This window comes from Pseudomonas sp. Larv2_ips (assembly GCF_963879675.1).
Lineage (GTDB): Bacteria > Pseudomonadota > Gammaproteobacteria > Pseudomonadales > Pseudomonadaceae > Aquipseudomonas.
This window is the reverse complement of sequence record NZ_CAWOAW010000001.1, coordinates 224,303-240,698: the sequence shown is the minus strand read 5'-3', so window position 1 is coordinate 240,698 and position 16,396 is coordinate 224,303. Positions and strand designations below refer to the sequence as shown.

Genomic DNA, 16,396 nt, shown 5'->3' with positions numbered 1-16,396 from the left:
CACCTGCGCGATGCCCGCTTTGGAAATCGAAATCATCAACAAGCTGGGCCTGCACGCTCGCGCTTCCGCCAAATTCGTCGGTGTGGCCGGGCAGTTCCCCTGTCAGATCCGGGCTGGGCGCACGCCCGAATCCATGGTCGACGGCAAGAGCATCATGGCCATGATGATGCTGGCTGCCGGCAAGGGCACCAGGATTCACTTAAAGACTGAGGGTGAGCAAGAACAGGAAGCGATGGACGCTCTGGTAAAGCTGATCAATAACTTCTTTGACGAAGGCGAATAACCGCGTCTAGGCACTCGGCTTGTTGGCAGGACGCCCTCAAGCCTTACCTTCACCGGGCGACAGTCACCAAGCCTGCCTGTGATAGTGGGCTGAGGTTTATCCCAGAGCAGTATCCATCACCATCATCAAACAGAACCCGATGCACAGCCCCAGGCTGGCAAGCTTTTCGTGACCATTGCGGCGCGATTCGGGAATCACTTCGTGCGTCACCACGAGCAACATCGCCCCAGCTGCCAGCGCGAGCCCCAGCGGCAACAAAATTTCCGCCAGGCTCACCAGCCAGGCGCAGAGCACCGCAAAGACCGGTTCGACCAACCCTGACGCAGCGCCGATCAGGAACGCTTTGGTCCGCGACATCCCTGCCCCGGCCAAGACCAGTGCAATCACTAGACCTTCCGGAACATCCTGCAGGGCGATGCCCATGGCCAGGCTGTCGGCATCCGGCATGCCGCCACCCGCGGAAACACCTACGGCCATGCCCTCCGGAATGTTGTGGGCAATGATGGCAAACACGAACAACCAAATGCGCGGTGGAATCACCGGCTTGTCCGGCGTGCCCACCAGCATTTCCGGGCTGGCGCCGGAGACCTTGCAGTCAACCAGGTACAACCCGAACGCACCGAGCATGATGCCAAAGCTGATCAAACCACTGGCTCCCCAAGGCGATAGCCCAAGACCCTCAGCGGCCGCAATACCCGGCACGATCAGCGAAAAGGCCGTCGCCGCCAACATCACACCGGCGCCAAATCCCAGCAAGGTATCGCTGAGCGCCACTGGCATCCGACGAATCACCAGCACCGGGACTGCGCCCAGTGCCGTGCCAAGCGCGCAGATTGCCCCGCCCTGCAAGGCACGCAGGATGCGCGGTTCCAGATCCAGCCAGGCCAGCCCGTGGGCCACCAGCAATGCAGTACCTGCCAATAGCAGCAGCGAACCAAACGCATAGCGAAACATTCGTCCGCTGCTGATCGCCAGTGTTTCAGTGCCCATAGTCGGCCTTAGATCTTGTTATTGGATGAATATCAGGCCAAGGCGGCCTGGTAGCGTGCGGCGACTTCCGGCCAGTTGATGACGCTGTAGAAGGCGTTGATGTATTCCGGGCGGCGGTTCTGGTAGAGCAAGTAGTAGGCGTGCTCCCAGACGTCCAGGCCGAGGATCGGCGTGTTGCCGTTCATCAGTGGGCTGTCCTGGTTGCCGCTGTTCTCGACCACCAGAGTCTTTTGTGGCGTGACGCTCAACCAGGCCCAGCCGCTGCCGAATCGGGTCAAGGCCGCCTTGGTGAAGGCTTCCTTGAAACTGTCGAAGCCGCCCAGTTGGGTCTCGATCGCTGTGCCTAGTGCGCCCTCGGGTTTGCCGCCGCCTTTGGGCGACATCACCGCCCAGAACAACGAATGGTTAGCGTGACCGCCACCTTGGTTGATCACCGCGGCGCGAAGTTTTTCCGGCAGTTGCTGGACGCTGGAGACCAGCTTTTCAACCGGCCAGCCCGCAAACTCGGTGCCCTCTACCGCTGCATTCAGATTGTTGATGTAGGTCTGGTGATGCTTGGTGTAGTGGATTTCCATGGTCTGCGCATCGATATGCGGCTCCAGGGCATCATAGGCGTAGGGCAAGGCAGGCAAGGTGTAGGACATATCAATGTGCTCCGTAGTAGGGACTGTTGCGGGTCGACGCTTGCGGTTGCGCCGCAGTGCCACCCAGCAAGCGATGGGTCCGCGGGTATTCGCCGTGATCACTGATGAAGTTCAACAGTTCGACGTAGGTCTTGCTGCTCTGGCGCAGCGCCGCCTCGCGCAATTGCGGGCTCAGGCGCGGGTCCTGCATGGTCTGCAACAGGCGTTGGTGGATAGCGCACAGGTATTCCGCGCTTTCCTCGGGCTGGTTCAGGCGCAGGTGCAAGTCCGCCAGGTTGTGGTGGGAGATGACGCAAGCCGCCACTGCTTCGTCGGCATCCGCCCAGCGCTCGAATAACACTTGAGCCAGGGCCAGGGCTTGCAAATAAGCCTCGCGAGCGTCAACCAATTCGCCCTGCATAAAGCAGCGATTGGCTCGTTCGATCGTGCGTTTCCAGTGCTCCATGGTGAGCCTCCAAAGCAGAGTCGGTGATTACACGCCGCCGGCCGTGAGCTTTTCAGGATCCAGCAGGATCTCGAGTTGGCTACGTGACAAGTCGGTGTGCTCAAGGGCGACATCCATTACCGGGCGGCCTTGCTGGTAGGCCTTCTTGGCAATTTCAGCGGCTTTTTGGTAACCAATGATCGGGTTGAGGGCCGTGACCAGGATCGGGTTGCGCGACAGCGCTTCCTTGAGCTTGGCCTCGTTGACTCTGAAGCTGGCGATGGCCTTGTCCGCCAGCAATCGGCTGGAGTTAGCCAGCAGTTCGAGGCTGCTGAGCAGGTTTTGGGCAATGATCGGCAGCATCACGTTGAGTTCAAAGTTGCCGGACTGGCCCGCAACAGTGATCACGGTGTCATTGCCGATGACTTGCGCAGCAACCATGGCAGTCGCTTCGGGGATCACCGGATTGACCTTGCCAGGCATGATCGAAGAGCCCGGCTGCAAGCCTTCCAGTTCGATTTCTCCCAGGCCTGCGAGCGGTCCGGAGTTCATCCAGCGCAAGTCGTTGGCAATTTTCATCAGCGAAACGGCGGTGGCTTTCAACTGGCCGGAGACGGCCACGGCGGTGTCCTGCGAGCCAATCAACGCGAACAGGTTCTTGCCCGGTGTGAATTTCACGCCGGTCAGGGTGCTCAGTTGCTGGCTGAAACGCGCAGCGAATTCCGGGTGTGCGTTGATCCCGGTGCCGACCGCCGTGCCGCCCTGGGCCAGGGCTTGCAAGCTCGGCAGCAAGTCCTGCAGGTGACCGATATTGGCTTTGAGTTGTTGTGCCCAGCCGTTGAGCACTTGGCTCATACGCACCGGCATGGCGTCCATCAAGTGGGTGCGTCCGGTTTTGATGAACGGGTGGACCTCCTCGGCCTTGCGTTCGATCACCTGCACCAAGTGCAGCAAGGCCGGCAGCGTTTGCTCGTGCAGCACCAATGCGGCGCTGACGTGAATCGTGGTCGGAATGATGTCGTTGCTGCTTTGGCCGCAGTTCACGTGGTCATTGGGGTTGACCGCCTCGCCCAGCAAACGGCTGGCGAGGGTCGCGATCACTTCGTTGGCGTTCATGTTGGAGCTGGTGCCGGAACCGGTCTGGAAGATATCCACCGGAAAGTGCGGCATGTAATCACCTTCCAGCAAACCCTGGGCGGCATCGACGATGGCTTTGCCTTGCCCTTCGCTGATCTGTTTGAGGTCGACGTTGACCTTGGCCGCGGCGGCCTTGGCCAGAATCAGGGCGCGAATGAATTGCGCTGGCATACGCAGGTTGCTGATCGGGAAGTTGTTCACCGCGCGCTGGGTTTGCGCGCCATACAAGGCCCCGGCAGGCACTTGCAGTTCGCCCATGCTGTCGCGTTCGATACGGGTGTTACTCATCGGAAGATCCTTGCACCAAGTCAGAAACGGAAAGGGAGGGCAGCAATTCGCAGGTCGCCAATTGCCAGGCAAAGGTCTGCCAGCGCTTGAGGCGGCAGGCACAGTGAGAGAGTTTTTCCAGGTCACGCAGCGGGCGCCACGCCTGGTCCAGGCACATGGATCGCCAATGCCAGGGCAAGGCGACATCGCTGGCTGTGTCGATCAACAAACGGAATGAGGTTTCAGCGATCGTCCACGGATGGGTCGCGGTGCAGCACGCCAGGTATCGACCCTCATTGAGGTAATGTTCGATCAGGCGAGGTTCATTGGGGTCGAGGCCGCAGCGAATCTGACGACTCATCCAGCGCCAGCTTTCCAGGTACGGATCCTCATGCAGGACAGAACTCATGATCCACACTCATTCGGTAATGATATTTATTATTAAATGATATTGAGAATCAAAACAAGGGTGGCACGTGAATCCAGCCGTGACGCGAGCATAAAAAAAGGCGCGCCATCTGTAGGATGGCGCGCCTTTTTTTGAGACGTTGAGTGTTTAGCTGCCGGCGACGGTCATCCGCTCGATCAACACCGACCCCGTGCGAATATTGCTGCGCAACTCCAAATCGTTACCGACGGCCACGATCTGCTTGAACATGTCGCGCATGTTGCCGGCGATAGTCACTTCCTGGACAGCGAACTGAATCTCGCCATTTTCCACCCAGAAACCGGCGGCGCCGCGGGAATAGTCACCTGTCACCATATTCAGGCCACTGCCCATCAATTCAGTCACCAGCAGGCCGCGGCCCATGCGACGCAGCAGCGCAGCCTGGTCTTCATCGCCATGGGTCACGAACAGGTTGTGCACGCCTCCGGAGTTGGCCGTGCTCGGCAGACCCAGCTTGCGACCGGCGTAAGTGCCCAACACGTACGAGACCAGCTCGCCCTTCTCGACGAACGGCTTGGCATAGGTCGCCAGGCCGTCACCGTCAAAGGCGGAACTGCCCATGGCACGCATCAGATGAGGACGCTCATCGATGGTCAGCCACTCAGGGAACAACTTCTGGCCGATTGCACCCTCGAGGAACGAGGACTTGCGGTACAGGTTCCCACCGGAAATCGCCCCCAGGAAGCTGCCAAACAGGCCGCCGGCAAGTTCGGCCGAGAACAGCACCGGCACTTCACATGTCGGCACCGGACGCGCGCCCAAACGGCTCGCCGCGCGCTGTGCAGCGCGCTGACCAATACTGACCGGGTTCGCCAGCAATTCACCCTGGCGGCTCACGTCGTACCAATAATCACGCTGCATCTGGCCATCGGCTTCGGCGATCATCACGCAGCTCAAGCTATGGCGAGTGGAGGCGTAACCGCCGATAAAACCGTGGCTGTTGCCGTAAACACGGCAACCCTGATGGGTGCTCAGGGTGGTGCCATCAGCATTCTTGATACGGGGATCGACATCAAATGCCGCGGCTTCGCAGATCAGCGCTTGCTCGATAGCCTGCTCAGGCGTGATGTCCCAGGCGTGAAAGAGGTCGAAATCCTTCAAGTCCTTGGCCATAAGCGCTTTGTCGGCCAAGCCCGAGCTTTCATCTTCGGACGTGTGCTTGGCAATCGCCAATGCAGCAGCGACAGTTTCGCGTATCGCTTCCGGCCCGCTGGCCGACGTACTCGCCGAGCCTTTGCGCTGCCCCGAATACAAGGTGATACCAAAACCCTGATCGCGATTGAATTCGACAGTTTCCACTTCCCGCTGGCGCACCGACGTCGACAGCCCCTGCTCCAGCGAGACGGCCACTTCACAGGCACTGGCACCCTGGCGCTTGGCTTCGGCAAGGATCTGCTCGACTTGTTCCTGCAGTGCCGGTAACGCTTGCGGACCGACGCTTTGGGCTGCACTCATGGTTTTCTCCACTCAAATTCTGCTTTCGGTTAAGGCCATCGAGCGACCGGGCCGGACAAGCGGCCCCCGACTGGTTATCATGGCGGCGTTTCTTTGCGGACTGCCACCATGGTTGATTCTTACGACGACTCCCTCGATGGGGAGAAAAGCAAAACCCAGGTCAAACGCGAGCTGCATGCTCTGGTTGACCTTGGCGAGCGCCTTACAACGCTCAAGCCGGATTTGGTTGCAAAACTGCCACTGACCGACGAAATGCGCCGGGCCCTGGCGGATGCGCCGAAGCACACCGCGAATATCGCGCGTAAACGGCACATCATGTTTATCGGCAAATTGATGCGCGATCAGGACACTGACGCCATTTTGACTTTGCTCGATCAACTCGATGCCTCCACTCGCCAGTACAACGAACGCTTCCATAACCTGGAACGTTGGCGTGACCGCCTGATTTCGGGCGATGACGCTGTACTGGAGAAATTCGTGGTGGACTACCCGGACGCGGACCGCCAGCAACTGCGCTCCCTGATCCGTCAGGCCCAGCACGAACTGGCGCAAAACAAGGCTCCGGCCACCAGCCGTAAAATTTTCAAGTACATCCGTGAGCTGGACGAGACTCAACGCGGCCTGCGCTGATCCTCTTCCCCGGGTGGCGTTCTGCGCCACCCGAAGCTCCACCGCTTACGACCCCGTGCCACCCACGGTGATCGCATCAATCTTCAACGTTGGCTGGCCAACGCCGACCGGCACCGACTGCCCATCCTTGCCGCACGTGCCCACGCCGCTGTCCAGCGACAGGTCGTTACCGACCATCGACACCTTGCTCATGGCTTCCGGCCCGTTACCAATCAACGTCGCCCCTTTGACCGGCGCGGTAATCTTGCCGTCTTCGATCAGGTACGCCTCGCTGGTGGAAAACACAAACTTGCCACTGGTGATATCCACCTGGCCGCCGCCGAGGTTCGCGCAGTAGATCCCGCGTTTGACCGAGGCGATGATTTCCGCCGGATCGCTTTCGCCACCGAGCATGTAGGTGTTGGTCATACGTGGCATCGGCAAGTGCGCGTAGGACTCGCGACGGCCGTTACCGGTGCGCGCCACGCCCATCAGGCGCGCATTGAGTTTGTCCTGCATGTAGCCCTTGAGCACACCGTTTTCAATCAGCGTGGTGCACTCGGTCGGCGTGCCTTCGTCGTCAACGCTCAACGAACCACGGCGACCCGCCAAGGTGCCGTCATCGACGATGGTGCACAGCTTGGACGCGACCATCTCGCCCATGCGCCCACTGTAGGCCGAACTGCCCTTGCGGTTGAAGTCACCCTCCAGGCCGTGGCCCACCGCTTCGTGCAGCAAAACCCCGGACCAACCCGAACCCAATACCACCGGCAAGGTACCGGCCGGTGCAGGAATGGCTTCCAGGTTAACCAGCGCCTGGCGCAGCGCCTCGCGGGCGTAGCCCATGGCGCGGTCATCGGAAAGGAAATACCGGTAGTCGGTACGCCCGCCGCCGCCATGGCCACCGCGCTCGCGGCGACCATTCTGCTCGACGATCACACTGACATTAAACCGTACCAGCGGCCGTACATCCGCCGCCAGCCCACCATCGGTGGACGCCACCAGAATGCGTTCCCACACACCGGCCATGCTCACGGTCACTTGCTGTATGCGCGGGTCGAGGGCACGGGTGGCGGCGTCGATACGCTTGAGTAAATCGACCTTTTCCGCACGACTGATCACTTCCAGAGGGTTATCCGGCGCGTACAACTGCGCCACGTCCTGAGTACTGAACGCCTGCACCGTGCCGTTTTGGCCCGCGCGGGAAATCGAGCGCGCTGCGCGTGCCGCCAGACCCAGTGCTTCAAGAGTGATGGCATTACTGTAGGCAAACCCGGTCTTTTCACCGGATTGCGCACGCACGCCCACGCCCTGGTCAAGGTTGAAACTGCCTTCTTTGACGATGCCGTCTTCGAGGGCCCATGACTCGGAAATCTGCCCCTGGAAATACAGGTCCGCCGCGTCGATGCCTGGCCCGGCCAGGTCGCCGAGCACGGTTTGCAAGCTTTCGATGGTCACGCCACCGGGTGCCAGGAGGTGTTCACTGACTGAGGACAACAACTCGCTCATAGGTTTGGCCTTAAATTCATCGTTCCGAAGCAGGTCGCTGCGCGCCCTGCGAGAAAAAGCGCCGATGGTTGACCACCGGCATGCGCGTCCGAATCGACGCTTGTTCACTGCTATCGCGTTCGGCCAACAACACCGCTTCGCCTTGATCCTGTTGTGTCAGCACGCGCCCCCAAGGGTCGACAATCGCTGCGTGGCCAAAGGTTTCCCGTGGGCCTGGGTGTACGCCGCCCTGAGCAGCTGCCAGCAAGTAGCACTGGGTTTCAATGGCTCGCGCCCGAATCAGCACATCCCAATGTGCAGCGCCCGTCACCGCGGTAAAGGCCGAGGGCGCGGTAATCAATTCAGCTCCCGCCGCACGCAATTCGCTGTACAGCTCGGGGAACCTCAGGTCGTAGCACACCGTCAGGCCCAATCGCCCCACCGGCGTGTCCGCTACCACTACATTGCTCCCGAAAGCATAGTCGTCAGATTCGCGATAACGACCCCGCGCATCTGCTACATCCACATCGAACAAGTGCAGCTTGTCGTAACGGGCAACGATTTCGCCCTGGTCATCGATCAGCAGCGAGCAAGCGTTGGACTTGGCGTTGGGTTGGTCCTTGGGCGGCAACGGCAAAGTACCGGCCACTATCCATAAGGTGAGGTCGCGAGCGGTCTGTTTCAACCACGGCAGGATCGGGCCTTCGCCCAAAGCTTCGGCGCGGCCGAGATCGGCTACGTCACGGCGGCCCATGGCGGCGAAGTTTTCCGGCAGTACCGCCAGCTTCGCACCGCCCGCCGCCGCTTGCTCCAGCAAGCGCCTGGCCTGGGCCAGGTTGGCCAGAACATCGCTCTTGCTGACCATTTGAATTACCGCAAAGGACATAGGCCGACACTCCGTAAAGGGCATGCGGCCATGCTACTCCACAGCCTCTCAGTTTGGTTTTTCAAATGGCTTGTCGAAGGTGATTTTTGGATCCTTCCAAGGCCCTTGCACCTTGTACTGCACGCTGGCGAAGCGCGAAACACGATCGCCAATCAACTTGTCGATCAGGAATAACGCGCCACCAATGGCCGGTGCCCCGACAATCAAAGCGGCAATCGGCAGGTTATTGGTCACCGGCAACGTGACCAGCAGCTTGGCGTCGACGCGGTCGGCTACCAGGTCCAGCGTGCCATTGAGTTCCAGGTTGGTGGAAGGCCCGGTCATGGTGATGGGTTCACGCGTCACAAACACGCCATTGCTGGCCGCGAGCAAGCCTTTGACCCGGTCATAGCTCAAGCCTTTGCCAAGCAAGTCCGAGAAGTCCAGACGCAAGCGGCGCCCGATGGAGTTGAAGTTCAGCAAGCCAAATACCCGCAGAGCCTGCGCGCCACCTTCGACCTCAACGAACTGGCCTTTGCGGAACGCTGCATCCAGGCTACCGGAGAAGCGCTTGGGACCGACCCAAGCCGGGGAGCCCGGCCAACGACCGTCCACATCCAGATGGAAGTCCTCACTGGTTACCGTCGGCGCAAACCCCCAGCCTTTGAGCACATCGGCGATGTTCTTGCCGTCCAGGCGACCTTTGTACCAACTGCTGCTGTTACCCGGCGCGCCTTCCCAACCACCAGCGCCGTTGAGCTGCATGCCTTTGAGGCCAAGGTCCAGATTGTTAAAGGCCAGGCCTTTGGCCGTCGGCCGTACTTTCAGTGACCAGGCGCCCACCAAGTCCGGCCCCTGGAACAGTTGATTGATGGAGATATCCAGCGCTGGGATGTCCTTGGGGTCGACATCCGCCAACGGGTCGGGCGCGTTTTCGTCGGCCTGTGCCTTCGGATCCACCGCCGGCAATTTCACGTACTGCAGGTTGATCGCAATAGGCGCGCCCTTGGCATCCGGAAGGTTCACAGCACCTTTGGCTTGCTGACTGTCGAACTGCAACCCCCATGCGGACGGTTTGCGATCGAGTTGCAGGTTGACCTGGTCAAATTGGGTACCAAAACCGCTCAACTTGCCCACCTTGAAATCAGCACCGCTGAGCAGTTGCTTGGCATTGCCGCCTGGGTCATTGCCGGCGTAACGGTCGACCAGTTTCTTCCAAGGGTCTATATCCAGCTCCGACAGCACGCCACGAATGCGCAAGCCTTTGGCAGCCGGCAGCACGGCATCGCCGTCCCCCAGGAACAACTCCCCGCGACCCTCATTGAATTTGTCTGGAGGCGACGCAAAGGTGAAGCTCGCCAGCTCGCCATAATCGAACCAGTAGCGGCGCTCAGCCCCCTGCAAGGTCATGCGGAACACGCTGTCGCGCCCCTGGCTGGCGGGCATGCCGAACGGTGCGGGCAGGTCGACCGCTACGCCTTTCATGTTGGAACTGACCATCAGTTGGCTGTCGGCGCCGTCCAGTGTCACTTGCAATTGGTAGGGGATATCGCCGGACACCGGCAGCGGTTGGCTAATTTTCAACCAATCCGTCAAGCGCTTAACCGTGACCTGCCCTTTGGCGGTGATACGCGTGCTGATATTGCCTGGTTTGCCATCGGCAATGATCTGCGCGGTGATCGGACGATCAAACGCCTGGGCGGAGATGTTCTGGCCACTCAGCCCCTTGGTGCTGTCAAAGCGGAAATCGCCCTTGAGCTGGCTCAAGTCCAGAGTCGGCTCGGCCAATTGCAGGCGGGACTTGTCGGTCTGAAAATCCACCACAATCTTGGGTTCGGTGCCTTTGACCAGCGGAATATCCAGGTCCAGCTTGCCTTGCAGGTCGCCCTCGCCTTTCCAGCCGGCAAACGTCGAGCCGGTGCCGATCGGCGCTTCCTGAAGGATCTTCAAGCCATCCCCCAGACCACCCGCGAATCCACCGGTGATCAGCAGATGACTGTCTTTACCGGCTGGCGCGTGTGGAATATTGACGTAGACGTCCTTGACCTTGGTATCGAGCAATTGGCCCTTGCTCGCCAGGATGCGTACGCCGCTCTCCTCGACAAACACTTCACCATTGACCTTGCTCACATGCGGCCAGCCTGGCTGGAACGCCAGTTCGGCATCGTGCACCTTGAAAAACAGGCTGATATTGCGTGCAGCCGGCAGTGCGTCATGGTTCAGCGAACCTTGGTACTGGAAGAAACCTTGGTCAACCGCGCCTTTGAGGATCGCTGTGCGCAACCACTCATCCAGCGACGGGCTCAATACCGCCGGCAAATACTTGGGTGTAAAACGGCCATCGCCATCGACCATGCCGACCCGCAGGTCCATATAGTCTTCCTGGCTGTGATCGAAATGCAGGCGAATCAGGAAGTCTGCCGCAACCTTGCCTTCTTCGCCGAGCACCTTGATGTAGGGGGCGATCAGGGTGAAACCTTCTTTATCCAGCTTCCACGTCAGGCGTGCATTGGCCTGGATGTACTGCCACGGCTTGGCAAAGATCGGGTACAGGTGCAAGGAGAAGTCCTTGCTGTCCATGCGCAACTCACCGTGCCCAAGGTCGCCGCTGATACTGCCGGACACGTTGCGCGCAGCCGGCGCGCCGAAGTAGGCATCAAACCCGATGCGCTCGAGGTTGGCGGCAAAACTGACCTTCTGATCGCTCGTGTCCTGGGGACGGAAATCCACCAGTACGTTGCGCAGCATGCCAGTGGCATTGAGGTGTTCGACGGCTTTTGCAAAGCCTTCCGGCAGGGGCGCCAAGGCATTCAGCAGCGGCGTAATGGGCGTGAGGTCAAGGCGGTCGGCCTGAAGTTTCCAGACCTCCAGATCCTTGTCGGTAGCCAGGCTCTGCTGCAATTGCAGGCGCGACTCCCAGAGCGTGTCACCGATGTTCATTGCCAACGAGTCAAACAGCACATTGAGGCCGCTCTCACTGCGTTGCAGGTAAGCCGTGAGGGCAAGGTTTTCGATATGGACCGGCTTGCGGTCGGCGTAGCTGCCTTTCACCTGGGGTGAGTTGAGACGCGCCACCGCGCTTTGCACGGTGCCTTTGGCCCAGGTCAGCCAGAATTCGCCGCCGGCCTTGAACTGCGTGACTTTCCATTGCTGGGTCAGCCTGCCGGGTATCCATTTGGCCCAGTCGCTTTGCGGAAGGCTCAGGTAAGCCTGGACCTCACCGTCTTTCCAAGCGCTGGCGCGAATACGTGTACGCAGGTTGACAGCCAGTGGCTGGCCATCCGGCAGGGTCAGGCGGGCATCGAGGCGCTGGCGAGTGGCGCCGGTGTGCAAGCTGAGGCCCACGTAAGTCAGGGTCAGCGGCGCCTGGCCGAACGGTTGCAGCGTGACCTGGCTATCGAGCAACGACACGCGCTTGACCATCTGCATGCGCGTCAGCAACTGCTCAGGGTCCAACGGCTGATCGTCCTGTACCGGCAGGCCCTGGAGCGCCCAGTGGCCATCCTTGTCTTCCTTGACGCTCAACTGCAGCCCGCTGACTTCCAGGTGGGCTATGCGCACCTCGCGGGCCATCAGGCTGGCCCAGATATCCGGCACCACTTCAACCTGGTCCAGGCGCAAGGCACTGCTGCCCTCGCCGACCATCACGTCGTGAGCCAGCAACACGGGGGCGAAACCGCTCCAGCGGCCTTCCAGGCTGCCGATTTGCACGGGCATGTCCACCGCAGCCTGAGCCTTGGCTTCGATTTCGGCGCGGTATTCAGCCACCAGCGGGGTCAATTCACGACCCAGGCTCACGTACACCGCAGCCAACACCAGCACCAAGGCACACAAGCCCAGGCCCCAACGGGTCAAAGCGGCAAAAAAGCGTATCAGACGCTCCATGTCAGGCGACCCTCAAAGCAGTTGACGGACGGCAGATCAAGGTCTGCCGTTCTCGAAGAAATTAAGCGATTGGGGATCAGAGCAGCACCACGTCATATTGTTCCTGGGAATACATGGTTTCGACCTGGAAGCGAATCGTGCGCCCGATAAAACCCTCCAGCTCGGCGACGTTACCAGACTCTTCATCGAGTAACCGATCGACAACTTTCTGGTTGGCGAGCACTCTATAACCTTCGGCCTGATAGGCGCGTGCCTCCCGTAGAATTTCGCGGAAAATCTCGTAGCAAACCGTTTCCGGGGTCTTCAACTTGCCGCGCCCCTGGCAGCTGCTGCAGGGTTCGCAGAGCACTTGCTCAAGGCTTTCGCGGGTGCGCTTGCGGGTCATCTGCACCAGGCCCAGCTCGGTGATGCCGATGATGTTGGTCTTGGCGTGATCGCGCTCCAGTTGCTTCTCGAGGGTACGCAGCACCTGGCGCTGGTGCTCTTCGTCTTCCATGTCGATGAAGTCAATGATGATGATGCCGCCCAGGTTGCGCAGGCGCAGTTGGCGGGCAATCGCGGTGGCGGCTTCAAGGTTGGTCTTGAAGATGGTCTCTTCGAGATTGCGGTGGCCGACAAACGCGCCGGTATTGACGTCGATGGTGGTCATGGCCTCTGCCGGGTCCACGACCAGGTAGCCGCCGGATTTGAGCGGTACTTTGCGCTCCAGGGCTTTCTGGATTTCGTCTTCGACACCATAAAGATCGAAGATCGGCCGCTCGCCGGGGTAATGCTCCAGGCGGTCGGCAATTTCCGGCATCAATTCGGCGACAAATTGTGTGGTGCGCTGGAAGGTTTCCCGCGAGTCGATGCGAATTTTCTCGATTTTCGGGCTGACCAAATCGCGCAATGTACGCAGCGCGAGGCCAAGGTCTTCATAGATCACGCTCGGCGCGCCAATGGTTTTGATCTGTGCGCCGATCTGGTCCCACAGGCGCCGCAGGTATCGGATATCCATGAGGATTTCATCGGCGCCGGCGCCTTCTGCGGCCGTGCGCAGGATGAAACCACCCGCTTCCTTGATGCCCTCGGCAGCCACGCAATCGCTGACCACCTTTTTAAGGCGCTCACGCTCGGCTTCGTCCTCGATTTTCAAGGAAATACCGACATGCGCAGTGCGCGGCATGTACACGAGGTAACGCGAAGGAATCGACAATTGAGTAGTCAGCCGCGCGCCCTTGGAACCGATCGGGTCCTTGGTGACCTGCACCACCAGGCTCTGCCCTTCGTGTACCAGCGCGCTGATGCTTTCAACCGCCGGGCCTTCGCGCAGGGAAATTTCCGATGCATGGATAAACGCGGCACGGTCCAGGCCAATGTCGACAAATGCCGCCTGCATGCCTGGCAACACACGCACTACTTTACCTTTATAGATATTGCCGACAATGCCGCGCTTCTGGGTGCGCTCGACGTGCACTTCTTGCAGAACACCGTTCTCTACCACCGCCACGCGCGATTCCATCGGCGTGATATTGATCAGAATCTCTTCACTCATGGCTGGGTCTCGTTCAGGCGTTTTCACAATAGTGACCGATCGCTTAAGGCTTGGCGCTGGGATACGGCGTTCAGCGCGCGGTAAGGTTTTGCCAACAGGGTATGCCGAATTGACCAAGCAGTTGCGCGGTTTCGCACACGGGCAGGCCTACCACGGCGGAATAGCTGCCATTGAGCCCGGCGACAAACACCGATCCAAGCCCCTGGATAGCATAGCCGCCTGCCTTGTCCTGAGGTTCGCCGCTGTGCCAGTAGGTTGTAGCCTCCTCGACAGAAATAGCGCGAAAACGTACCCGGCTGCTTACACATCGAGTTTCGCTGCGCTCGCCGTCGGTGACAGCAATGGCGGTGAGGACGTCATGCTCGCGTCCCGACAGGGCCATCAACATCGCCAGGGCGTCGGCCTGGTCCACCGGTTTGCCAAGGATCTGACCATCAACGATCACGGCCGTGTCGGCGCCCAGCACGCAGGCGCCGGCAGTCTTTTCAAGCGCAACAAAACCCGCCGTAGCCTTGCCGTGCGCAAGGCGCTCGACGTAGGCAACAGCGGATTCGTTTGTAAGAGGAGTTTCATCAATGGCGGCGCTGACCACGGTGAAAGGCACACCGATCTGCGTCAACAGTTCACGCCGCCTTGGGGAGCCCGAGGCCAGATAAAGCAAATTCATTGCAGACTCTCCCTGTAGGGTTCGATAACCAGGCAGAGCCTCGCAATCCATTCAATTGATTTTATAGCGGCGACGTAAACCACGCAGACCGAAGCTGACCCAAGGCCACAGCAACGCACTGACCAGGGCCGGCAATACCAGGGCCAGGGTCGGCTGGCGGTTACCGGTCAATGCGCTAAGCCACAGTTGCACCAACTGCGCCAGGCCGAAGATCACCAGAATCACCAGGCACTGCTGCCACATCGGGAACATGCGCAACCGCTGCTGCAATGACAGCACCAGGAAAGTAATCAGGGTCAGGATCAGCGCGTTCTGACCAAGCAAGGTGCCATAGAGCACGTCTTCCGCCAAGCCCAGGCACATCGCTGTGACCATGCCTACCTTATGCGGCAAGGTCAGCGACCAGAACGCCAGGAGCAAGGCGAGCCAGAGCGGTCGCAGGATTTCCATGAATTGCGGCAACGGCGAAACGCTGAGCAGCAAGCCGATGGCGAAAGTCAGCCAGACGATCCAGCCATTGCGCGAATGCGTACCGGCCATTATTCCTCCCTCTGCCGCGTGGTTGCCGGCGCTGCGGCCGCTGGTCGGGTTGCCGGCGTGGCAGGCGGTTTAGCCGCTGGCGCTGTAGCGGCTGGCGTCGTGGCCGGTGGCTTGGTCGCAGCCGGTTTGGCTGGGCGGGCGCTGTGGGCCGCAGGTTTGACAGGCGTCGCCACTGGCGCGACCGGGGTCGCGGCAGGTGCAGGTGGCCCCATAAAGGCTGGTTTTGGCACCGTGGCAGGAATGACCGGCGCGGTGCCGTTCTGCTTGTCTTCTGCTTCCTGCGCCTGGGCAGCGTCGTTGGCACGCTCTTCGGGCGTACGGTTGTCGCTGAACACCAGCAGCAGGTAACGGCTGCGGTTCAAGGCAGCCGTCGGGACCGCACGCACAATGGCGAACGGCTGGCCGGAATCGTGGATGACTTCCTTGACCGTCGCTACCGGGTAACCCGCGGGGAACCGCTGACCCAGGCCGGAACTGACCAACAGGTCGCCTTCCTTGATGTCGGCAGTGTCGGCCACATGACGCAACTCAAGACGCTCCGGGTTACCGGTACCGCTGGCAATCGCACGCAAGCCGTTGCGGTTGACCTGCACCGGAATGCTGTGGGTGGTGTCCGTCAGCAGTAACACGCGCGAAGTGTAGGGCATCAGCTCGACCACCTGGCCCATCAGGCCACGGGCGTCGAGCACCGGTTGGCCCAGGACCACGCCGTCGCGCTCACCCTTGTTGATGATGATGCGATGGGTGAAGGGATTGGGGTCCATGCCGATCAACTCGGCCACTTCGACCTTCTCGTTGACCAATGCCGAAGAGTTAAGCAACTCGCGCAGCCGAACGTTCTGCTCGGTGAGGGCCGCCAGCTTTTGCATGCGCCCCTGCAAGAGCAGGTTTTCGGTCTTGAGTTTTTCGTTCTCGGCGACAAGCTCAGTGCGGCTGCCGAACTGGCTGGCCACGCCCTGATAAAGCCGTTGCGGCAGGTCGGTGATCCAGTAAGTCTGCATCAACACCAGCGACATCTGGCTACGCACGGGCTTGAGCAGTGCAAAGCGGGCATCGACCACCATCAGCGCGACCGAAAGCACGACCAGCACCAATAAGCGCACGCCCAATGAGGGGCCTTTGGCGAAAAGCGGTTTAATAAGCCGCTCCTCCCGGGCAAA

The 16,396-nt window shown here is 60.2% G+C and carries 15 protein-coding genes; 2 read left to right on the top strand and 13 right to left on the bottom strand.

The genetic code is table 11. The features are described from left to right. Window positions 1-10 precede the first annotated feature (10 nt). Window positions 11-283, top strand: a complete 273-nt coding sequence (locus AACV02_RS01130; protein WP_106578676.1) for an HPr family phosphocarrier protein — start codon at window positions 11-13, stop codon at window positions 281-283. 96 nt (window positions 284-379) lie between these two features. Here AACV02_RS01130 and AACV02_RS01125 read toward each other — a convergent pair whose 3' ends face one another. From AACV02_RS01125 to pmbA, 6 genes are all read right to left on the bottom strand, one after another. Beyond that, window positions 380-1,273 carry a ZIP family metal transporter gene (locus AACV02_RS01125; RefSeq protein WP_106578675.1) on the bottom strand — a complete coding sequence of 298 codons (894 nt, stop codon included), beginning with the start codon at window positions 1,271-1,273 and terminating at the stop codon, window positions 380-382. Between the two features lie 32 nt (window positions 1,274-1,305). After that, window positions 1,306-1,917, bottom strand: coding sequence for a superoxide dismutase (locus AACV02_RS01120; RefSeq protein WP_119736614.1), 612 nt, complete (start codon window positions 1,915-1,917; stop codon window positions 1,306-1,308). A gap of 1 nt (window position 1,918) precedes the next feature. Then, the gene (locus AACV02_RS01115; protein ID WP_119736611.1) at window positions 1,919-2,362 is read right to left on the bottom strand and encodes a hypothetical protein; all 444 of its coding nucleotides are present in this window, start codon (window positions 2,360-2,362) and stop codon (window positions 1,919-1,921) included. Window positions 2,363-2,389: 27 nt separating this feature from the next. Further along, window positions 2,390-3,766, bottom strand: a complete 1,377-nt coding sequence (locus tag AACV02_RS01110) for a class II fumarate hydratase (protein ID WP_119736609.1) — start codon at window positions 3,764-3,766, stop codon at window positions 2,390-2,392. Continuing rightward, window positions 3,759-4,154, bottom strand: coding sequence for a FagA protein (locus AACV02_RS01105; RefSeq protein ID WP_119736607.1), 396 nt, complete (start codon window positions 4,152-4,154; stop codon window positions 3,759-3,761). Before AACV02_RS01105 ends, AACV02_RS01110 begins: the two co-directional genes overlap by 8 nt. 147 nt (window positions 4,155-4,301) lie before the next feature. Further along, the gene (pmbA, locus tag AACV02_RS01100) at window positions 4,302-5,648 is read right to left on the bottom strand and encodes a metalloprotease PmbA (RefSeq protein WP_119736605.1); all 1,347 of its coding nucleotides are present in this window, start codon (window positions 5,646-5,648) and stop codon (window positions 4,302-4,304) included. A 108-nt stretch (window positions 5,649-5,756) separates the two neighbouring features. Between pmbA and yjgA the strand changes: the two genes are divergently transcribed. Further along, window positions 5,757-6,278 (top strand): ribosome biogenesis factor YjgA, encoded by a 522-nt coding sequence (gene yjgA / locus AACV02_RS01095; protein ID WP_083360139.1) that lies wholly within the window; start codon window positions 5,757-5,759, stop codon window positions 6,276-6,278. A gap of 45 nt (window positions 6,279-6,323) precedes the next feature. Here yjgA and tldD read toward each other — a convergent pair whose 3' ends face one another. The 7 genes from tldD to mreC all read right to left on the bottom strand — a co-directional run bounded on the left by tldD (window position 6,324) and on the right by mreC (window position 16,375). Continuing rightward, on the bottom strand, window positions 6,324-7,766 hold the full coding sequence (gene tldD / locus AACV02_RS01090) for a metalloprotease TldD (RefSeq protein ID WP_106578669.1): 1,443 nt from the start codon (window positions 7,764-7,766) through the stop codon (window positions 6,324-6,326). Between the two features lie 16 nt (window positions 7,767-7,782). After that, the gene (locus AACV02_RS01085; protein ID WP_119736602.1) at window positions 7,783-8,631 is read right to left on the bottom strand and encodes a carbon-nitrogen hydrolase family protein; all 849 of its coding nucleotides are present in this window, start codon (window positions 8,629-8,631) and stop codon (window positions 7,783-7,785) included. Window positions 8,632-8,679: 48 nt separating this feature from the next. Continuing rightward, window positions 8,680-12,495: a YhdP family protein gene (locus AACV02_RS01080; protein WP_119736600.1), complete on the bottom strand. Its 3,816-nt coding sequence runs from the start codon at window positions 12,493-12,495 to the stop codon at window positions 8,680-8,682. Window positions 12,496-12,571: 76 nt separating this feature from the next. After that, window positions 12,572-14,029 (bottom strand): ribonuclease G, encoded by a 1,458-nt coding sequence (rng, locus tag AACV02_RS01075; protein WP_010213134.1) that lies wholly within the window; start codon window positions 14,027-14,029, stop codon window positions 12,572-12,574. A gap of 70 nt (window positions 14,030-14,099) precedes the next feature. Then, window positions 14,100-14,696, bottom strand: a complete 597-nt coding sequence (locus AACV02_RS01070) for a Maf family protein (protein WP_119736597.1) — start codon at window positions 14,694-14,696, stop codon at window positions 14,100-14,102. A gap of 51 nt (window positions 14,697-14,747) precedes the next feature. Then, window positions 14,748-15,236, bottom strand: coding sequence for a rod shape-determining protein MreD (gene mreD / locus AACV02_RS01065; protein WP_017138250.1), 489 nt, complete (start codon window positions 15,234-15,236; stop codon window positions 14,748-14,750). After that, complete coding sequence (gene mreC, locus AACV02_RS01060) at window positions 15,236-16,375, bottom strand: rod shape-determining protein MreC (RefSeq protein WP_119736595.1); 1,140 nt, start codon at window positions 16,373-16,375, stop codon at window positions 15,236-15,238. The genes mreD and mreC overlap by 1 nt, the downstream gene beginning before the upstream one ends. Window positions 16,376-16,396: the final 21 nt, after the last annotated feature.